The 8,475-nt window shown below is 45.5% G+C and carries 5 protein-coding genes; all 5 read right to left on the bottom strand.

Annotated features, from left to right (window positions below; genetic code table 11):
• Positions 1-3,512: DUF3659 domain-containing protein (locus V5298_RS01420; protein ID WP_332929676.1), on the bottom strand; the 3,512-nt coding region annotated here is incomplete at its 3' end.
• A gap of 19 nt (positions 3,513-3,531) precedes the next feature.
• Complete coding sequence (locus tag V5298_RS01415; RefSeq protein WP_332929675.1) at positions 3,532-4,482, bottom strand: DotH/IcmK family type IV secretion protein; 951 nt, start codon at positions 4,480-4,482, stop codon at positions 3,532-3,534.
• 57 nt (positions 4,483-4,539) lie between these two features.
• Positions 4,540-5,571, bottom strand: coding sequence for a hypothetical protein (locus V5298_RS01410; protein WP_332929674.1), 1,032 nt, complete (start codon positions 5,569-5,571; stop codon positions 4,540-4,542).
• Positions 5,572-5,576: 5 nt separating this feature from the next.
• Positions 5,577-6,842: a hypothetical protein gene (locus V5298_RS01405; protein ID WP_332929673.1), complete on the bottom strand. Its 1,266-nt coding sequence runs from the start codon at positions 6,840-6,842 to the stop codon at positions 5,577-5,579.
• A gap of 130 nt (positions 6,843-6,972) precedes the next feature.
• Positions 6,973-8,475 (bottom strand): hypothetical protein (locus V5298_RS01400; protein WP_332929672.1); only part of this gene is annotated, 1,503 nt, incomplete at its 5' end.

The following is an 8,475-nucleotide window of genomic DNA, read 5'->3' as shown; positions in this document are numbered from 1 at the left end:
CCTTTTACATCAGTGAAAAACTCAGGCGGGACAACTTTCCCTGACGCATTTACTACCTGCCCTTTTTTATTTAAAAAAAGTGGTTCACCATCTGGCCCTAATATAGGGTTATTGTTCATGTCCCTGAGCTGGCCATTCGCATCGACAGTAACAGCCTTGCCCTTAAAGTAAGCCACCTCACCCTTCTCATTGGTAAGCGGCGCGACTTTTTTTACTGTGTCGTCAGGCCGCACTGTAATAGGCCGATTCACGTTTTTTCCGCTAATTGTTTTAACTCGACTAGCGCTAATCGGGACCCCGGCGGCATCAGTAATTCTGCCGTATTTATCCAGAGAGAGTGGGTTACCGTCCTTACCCACCATGATATTGCCGTTCGCATCACGTATGTTCCCCTTGCTGTCTACATACGCCAGTTTTCCGTCCACCGTAACCGGTTCACCGTCAGCCGACATCAACTGACGTTGTTTTATTTCACTTTCCACCTTTAACGGTTTCTTTACCGGTTTTCCAGATACTGTACTTAACCGCTCATCTGAAATCGCATCACCATCACCGTCAACCACCTCCCCTTTCTCATTTACTCGAAGGGGATTTCCGTTTTTGTCTGTAAATGGGTTTCCTTGCGCGTCTACCACATTACCGTTCGCATCTACAAAAGCCGCTTTTCCATCTATGGTAATAGGTTCTCCGTCGCCGTCAGTGATACTCTTCAGTTTTGGAATTTCTGCCACAAGCTTCGTTGATAGAGGACCCTCAACAGGGTCACCATTCGCGTTAGTAATCGCGGCGGCGTCAATCTTATTACCTTTCGAATCAACAATATTCCCGTTCTCGTCCAAATGAAGAGGGTTTCCATCTTTACCAAGGATATAGTTTCCGTTTTTATCCGTAACATTCCCGTTCTCGTCAATAAACCCTTCTTGCCCAAAGACAGAAACGCCATTTCCTTCACTGTCGACTAGGCGCTCAGCGTTCGCGTTACCATTTGGTGCCGGTTTAACAAGTCCGACAACGGGGTCGCCATTCGCGTCTGTCAAGAATCCCAATGGCATAGTCTCACCCTGACTATCGACGACATGCCCTTTGCCATCGACGCGAATCTGTCCTCCGTACTCATCACGGAAAGCGACGCCGTTCATATCACGCACATTACCATTTTTATCGACCATGGCGGGCTTACCGTTGATAAACACCGGCTTCCCATTTTCGTCGAGCAAGGGAGTCAGCCCCTCTTTCTTAGCTTTCTCTTGTTCCCAGCGCTCATCGGGCAGTTTTTCGATAGGTGTGCCGAATTGGTCTTTCATGTCAGAAGAAAATATACGCGGGATGTTTTCCGGCGGACAAGCTTCACCATCACGGTTCTCACCCGTCAAAGAGCAACCATATTCATTGAATCCATCTTCATCAAGCCCGAATTGGTCAAGCCCCGTTTCTGGATCATAGACGCGGGTGATTTTGTCAATATCGCACAATTCACCGTTCGGCATCTTGCCATCCAAATTACAATTAAACTTGTTATATTGCATGTCGTTGATGCCGAGCCGGGTGAACCCATTACTGTCCTTGTGGTACTGGCTCATGCCATCACTGCCATAAAGCTTTGTTCTTTCCTCTGCGGTACACGGAGTACCGTCTGGTTTCATGCCGTTTAGGTCGCAGCCAGCGGCGTTTCTTCCGTCTGCATTTAACCCCAACTGGTTGACCCCATCTTTTCCCACGACTTTAGGGATATCTTCAAACCGGCAGCGGTTTCCGTCACGGTTGTAGCCTTCTAGGTTACAACCTGTTTCTGAATGAAACCCATCTTTATCAAGCCCGAATTGGTCAAGCCCCGTTTCTGGATCATAGACGCGGGTGATATCACTCGACGAACACGCCTCTCCCATTGCATTCAATCCGTTAATGTCACAGCCTGCTTGGTTGTATCCGTCGAGCAAAAAACCGAATTGGTCAAGCCCCGTTTCTGGGTCGAAAATACGAGGAATGTCGTCGAGTTCGCAGCGCAATCCTTTATGGTTAAATCCGTCCAGGTTGCAGCCTGTTTTTGGGTCAAAGCCTTCTTCGTCCAAACCGAATTGGTCAAGCCCCGTTTCTGGATCGAAAACACGAGGGATATCGTCGAGTTCGCAACGCTTTCCGTTCCGTCTAAATCCGGCTGTATTACAACCGTTTTTTGCATAGCCATCCAGAGTAATTCCAAAAGCGTCAAGACCGTCTTTACCGACAATCTTCGAGCTACTAGAAGCGGGACACAAAGAACCATCTAAACGCATGCCCTTATCATCGCAACCGGCTTCATTTTTGTTGTTTTTGTAGAAACCAAATTGGTCCTTACCCGTTTTGGGCGAGAAAAGTCTAGGAGCATCTAACAACGCGCACGCACTGCCATCCGGCTTAAGGCCGTGTAAATCACAACCTGCATCATTACGCCCATTTTTGTATAAACCGAATTGATCCTTACCGTCCTTTCCTTTGATGCGAGTAATATCACTGAGAGGACATAGCATGCCCTCTTTGTTAAACCCTTCTAATGAGCATCCATTCTCATTAAACCCGTCTGGATTCATCCCAAACTGGTCAAGACCCGTTTTGGGGTCAAAAACACGAGTGATATCTTCGGTAGAACACGCATTCCCGTCACGATCTAAACCTTCAAGATTGCACCCGGCTTCGTTAAAGCCCTCGGGGTCGAATCCCCACTGGTCTCGGTTGTCTCGGTTGTATACGCGGGTAACCTGCTCTATCGGGCAACGAGTGCCATCTTGTCGCAAACCTTGAATGTCGCAACCGTTCTCATTGAATCCTGCGGGGTTGAAACCAAGCTGGTCTCGATTGTCATCACCATAAAGGCGCGTTATGTATTCCGCAGGACAAATGCTTCCATCTTCACGACGGCCCTCACGATTACAACCGAAGCGATTCATTCCGTTCTCATCAAATTCGGATTCCGCTTGGCATCCGCTAACAATGCTACAAACATCGCCCGTAAGCATGGTTTCTGTGGGATCAATTATTTCCTTGGCTAAGGAAACGTCGCAAACATTACCGTCCGGATCCAAGCCCTCGCGAGAGCAGTTGTCTTCATTGAATCCAGTAAAACAATTGAATCCATCAGTATCATAACCAGTTTGTAGGCAGCTAGGATGGTTCTTAGCAAGATCCTGTATTTCTTCCGACGAAAGTTCTGGGATATGCTTTCTCACAATATCATTAAGAACACACAAGTCTCGTATCTTATCCCCAGAAACTTCAGCGGAGGCCATAATGTCTTCACAATAGGCACGAAGGGCCGCTGGGTCATCCGTGTTGATATCGACGCCATTAAAGGCCGTCCCTTTTACTTGCGTCGCTCCGGCTCTCTGCTCACCGTTGTCAGCACGGCTGACCGTACTGTGTGTATTTCTTTGAACAAGCACATATAAGAACACCACGACAACGAGCACCGCGACAGACACCATAAGGGCTCTTTTTACCATGGGCGTGAAAATGGTTTTTTTCTTGTTTTCCAACATCCTAAGATTTCCTTATCTTTTATTTAACGTACAACATCACGGTTTTATTACCTTGTTCCATGGTAACAACAGGGACCAGATCGTATTCGAAAAGAAGATGCTGCCCATCTGGCGAACTCGTGATATCTATTGGCTGGGGATGAAACGCATCGTGCGGGGTAATTATGTATAGCTTGTCGTCGTTCGTCCATGCCACATAATCGCGGTAATCAACTTCATTACCATATTCGTCAACCAACTGACGTTGTTGATACCCTTCCGGATTCAAAAACAACAACATTTTTTCTTTGACGGGATCGGTGGTTAGTTTGGGCTCTACATAATCTCCTCTACGATAGGAGGATGTTGCTTTTCGTTGTTGTGATTTAATTGAATCACCAACGCCTTCAACCTGAATGTTGACATTCATGTAAACTTCTTCATTACTAATATCAAAAATCAACGTTAGCGGCGTGGTTTGCCCTGCGAGCATGATTGGAATATTAGTTTTACCGGCAAGCTTTTGCGGACGCACTGTCAAAATGTGGTCCATTGCTTTTTTGGCAGAAACAACGTCCTTGTTTGATATGTCAGATAGTAGTTCATAGCTCCAAGGATTACCCATCGCATCGGTAAAGGTAATCGTGGTGTTGAACGTGTGCCCCAATTTTATTTCGACCATGCGCTGACTTCTAGGATTTATAGAAATATTCCGACTGTCTTCAATTAGGCCAGGGTCAGGGTCGTATTTAAAACGGTCTTCGAGTCGCAATTCCTCTTTGTAATCTTGAAGCTCACTATCAGATAGTGGAACAACTTTATCGATTAAATCCTTTGCGACGAGACCATCCAGCAAGGTTTTGGCGCGCTCAGTGTAATACCTAGGAGGCTTCAATTCTTCCTCCTTACGGGCCGCATTAGCGTTGCTTCCCCATAACATCAACAACGTCAACAACGTCAGCAAAACGCTAATATTGAGTCTTAGTGTCATCCCTGTCACTTTACCGCTCCCATTAGTCCTATATATTTAACGGTTTACCCGTAAAATCTAACCCTTGGTTACCTTAATGGCATTAGGGGATTGTTGTGGTGATTTTCTTATCACCACCTCTTTGATATTATCCAGTACAGAGGGGTCCGCAACTTTCGGTGTTAACCCCTTATTCCCTGAACGTCCGAGTCCGTACCTCTCACTCGATGTCTTTGTTGTCTTATGCCCCATCATGGCCGCACGTTCTACATCACTGACGTCCGGGTCCGCCTTAGCATTGGCTGAAAACTGATGCCGGCCGGTATACAAATTGATGTTCGCTTTTCTCCGGGGCCACAACTTTTTATTAAGCAAAAGCAACAAGGCCGAACATCCTTTGTAAAAATGAATAAAGCCTCCCTGAGCCTCCTCTACATTTTTAAGATGCGCCTTTATATGCAACTGGATCGGTGTTGGTATGTCCGCAATATCGATCTCTCGAAGGGGCCCATACGACCGCGTTTCGCTATACTTAAAATTTTCAGAGATCAGTACGAGACGCCCATCACTTCTTTCTTCAAGTTTTGCCGTTTGCCACTCGTTAGGCCTTAAACCACTACCTACCGCAGCCCATAACCAAGTAACCAAGGGGCGGCCCCAGCGATGCTTTCTTAGTTTCAAATAATCTTCTATTTTTTTTATATCGTTGGGTGTAACTACTTTTTTTCTTCGTGCACTTGTCTTTTTATTCGCGCCCCGTTCTTTCCGGCTCATCCCTTTCGTGTTAGCCATTAACTCGGAGAGTTCAGCCCTTGTGGTGGGAGATATTTTCTTTCTGTTTTCCAGGGCTAGCAGCATCATGTTATAGGCCGAACGCATCATCCTCCATGTACTTTGAGACCAGTTAGGGACATGAAACGAAACACACCACCTCACTGCATACTCAATATCCATGACCTCTTCTTCTTCTCGCCTGTTGGAATACGGGTTTGTTAGCTTTATCACCTTACTTGCAGAGGGGTGCATCGCTTGGCGAGCTTCTTTCAAGCAACGTCGCGCGTTATGAAATACTTTTTCTAGGTATATTTTGTTCGAGGAGCTGCGAGCCATATCAACTACTCCGCATCAACCAGGTTGCTTCGGTCTATATAATCTTTTAGTGCCTCTTTGATAACAGAAGCAGACTTATAAGCCTTTTGCTCAATGGCTTGAGCTAAAATAAGCGCGCCGGGGTTGTCCGGCAAGGTTGTAAAATCAACCCCGTTTACGATCAAGAGCGCGATAACTTTGTAGTTATCATTTCTTAGAGCAAGCTGAATTAGATTGACGTTAATTGTGTCTTGATTCATCTTGATGGCAACCAACTGCTGCGGATCTGCGCCACGTTCTACGAGTCTTTTCCCGTACTCAACATTCCCTCCATATGGGGACGATAGCGCTACAGCCATTAGGGGGCTAACACCGCCTAAACTCTTCGCGTTAATATCGAACGTTTCCCGGCTCTTGAGCTCTTCATACATTAAATCCGCTGGGATGTTATAGCCCTTCATGATCATCTGTATCCACAGATTAAATAGCTTGTCGTATTGGTATGTTTTTCTTTCCTCTACATCCTTCTCAATCCACGCGTCTGCGATGGCTTGCATTTCCAACAATTCTTCCGAGGATAAAGTGGTATTGTTAAATATCCCCTTTGGCGTACTTAACTGCCCATCCAAGAAACTTTGCGTAATCTGGATAAACTGTGAGTTATTGCTACCACTAGCAACAATCATAGGGGAAAGGCCGCTCGCCATCTTTTTGTGAGGGTCCGCCCCGGCTTTTAGCATCATGAAGATGATGTTTTCATATACACTTTGGTCATCGCTACTTTTTGATGCGATGATTGCCAGAGGAAGAACGCGCTGCCCATCGGGTGTGACAATCAAGGGGGTGTTTAATCCATTGGGCGCGACTTCAAATGTCGCTGCTAAGAACTTCAGGCTTCCCGTGCTGACAGCAAAGACAAAGTCATTCGCAACACCATTATCAAAACGGTAAACCATCCACGGCTTAACCGCACCTGTACGCACGAGCCAAGCTGCAGCTTCGTCTCTGCCTGTCTGCAAGAGGTAGGACGTAAGATACATTCTGTGGGCTTCACCGTTACTCTCAAGCGTAATCCAAGGCCCGTAGGTTTTTATCAACCCATCTAAACCTCGAAATCGCTCTTCTTCCTCTGGCTCTTGGAAAATTCGCTCTACCATAAGCGAAGATACGTCCTTTTGCATAGCAATACTCATAGGATTCACAAGCTCCGTTTGAGGATCTTGCGCGAGACTGTATTGCGAAAAAAATATCGAGGAAAGCATGAACACTGTCGCAACGTGATTCTTCTTCACGGTAAACTCCTTTTCAAAACAAATAGACTTCCAATGTCTGGTGAATCAATAATATCATATTAATATTTTTATTCACCAAAAACATGATGCGTTACCCTAGCTTATTTGATGTCAGTGAATAACAAAAATATTAATAATTTCTAGGGACTTTGTGCAGTTTGTCATCTTCAACGGGATGGTACCTTTTTATCACCTTGGGACTCATAGAAAGCCCCATATCCTTCATCTTTACCTTTCCACAGACCATTGCAACAACGCCGTCCTTGACCACTTTTTCATGCATTGCTTTTGTTGGCGCGTTGCCAAAAATAATACAAGGCAAACTGTCAGCTCCGTCCTCAAGGTCGAAAAACACCATTTTTTCACCAAAACTATGACTGTTTTCGTCGCTCACGGTCTTAACAACCACATTCCGCATTACGCCGTAGGTTGTGACGCTTTGACCATCATGACTCCCATCTATCATTCCAACTTTAACAGGGCACCCATCTATCAATTGACCTGGCGGCTCTCGTTCCACACGCTGTGCAATATTTAATACTTTTATTGGTGTGGAGGTTAGGTAAAAACCGCAGGCATCCCGTTCTCGGTTAAGGGTATCTGCGACCGATTTATTCAGTTCGCCAACAAGGTGATTCCACCATTGCTTTTCAAGCTGAAACTCCCTTTGTTTTAAAATACCATCGAGAATGTAAATAAAATGGCGCTCAAACGGTGTTTTGTTCAGCTTTTGCAATAGCCCCGCGGTCACTTTTATTTCTTGATGATGAGCGACAACCGATTGAATTCGATTTATTGATGCCGCAATCGGCTGATCACCAAATTCAGAAAGTTTCCTATAGCTTAAATTTAGTGTGGCTGACCAACTCGAAAAAATGATGTTATTAAATACCTCACCTAACCCTTCATGTATCTCCTCAAGATTCCTCTTCAAAGAGGCATCATCCATTAGGCCGGGCTTAACCATGGTTAACCCGTCTATCTGACGTTCGAATTTTACATTTCCGCACAATGGGCTTGGTGGTGACGTCGGTACTTCAGTTAAACGAGGCGCGAACCAGCAGACCTCATGACTCAACATTTCAAGTTGAGTTTTAAAATCATCCGCCGCCTTATTTGTAAAGTAAGGCGACAAACGATGCCGGCTCTCGCACTCGGTTGTATTGCAGGGCAAAAGCAGCAATGACTTCACGGTTTGATTGAAATAGTCTTTCAAGATCACCGCAAATGTCGATGATGGCTTGAATTGAATTTTTTTAGTGTAATTAATCCCAGAAATGGCGGTCAGGTAAGCGGTAAATTCCAACAATGACATGCTGTCATACAAATGATGTAATAGGGAAATCTCCTCTACCTCCTTGAAGGTTTTGCTTTTCACAATCCGTTCTCTTAACCATATGTTGAAATCCCGCCCATTTGTCTTGGGATCACCCTGGATCCGTTTTGGTATGAACGAGTCAAAACCTCCCGACACAGCCAATGAGGTGAAAGCTGACGAGGACGGTTTTACATCATAGCTAGACAGCCTTTGGAGGAAATCATACACGCTAAGATAATTACCATTTTTTTTACGTTCCTCGACTATGGTCTCCCCGGACTCCCCCATACTTGCCAGTTTAGAAAAACCATAACG

Origin of the sequence: Alteromonas sp. 14N.309.X.WAT.G.H12 (assembly GCF_036697315.1) — a bacterium.
Taxonomy (GTDB): domain Bacteria; phylum Pseudomonadota; class Gammaproteobacteria; order Enterobacterales; family Alteromonadaceae; genus Alteromonas.
Note: the sequence above shows the minus strand (reverse complement) of the source record. Positions and strands in the feature narration are given on the sequence as shown.

Coding starts and splice junctions, on each gene's coding strand:
- V5298_RS01410 (WP_332929674.1), bottom strand. CDS start 5,571: ATGGCTCGCAGCTCCTCGAACAAAATATACCTAGAAAAAGTATTTCAT.
- V5298_RS01415 (WP_332929675.1), bottom strand. CDS start 4,482: ATGACACTAAGACTCAATATTAGCGTTTTGCTGACGTTGTTGACGTTG.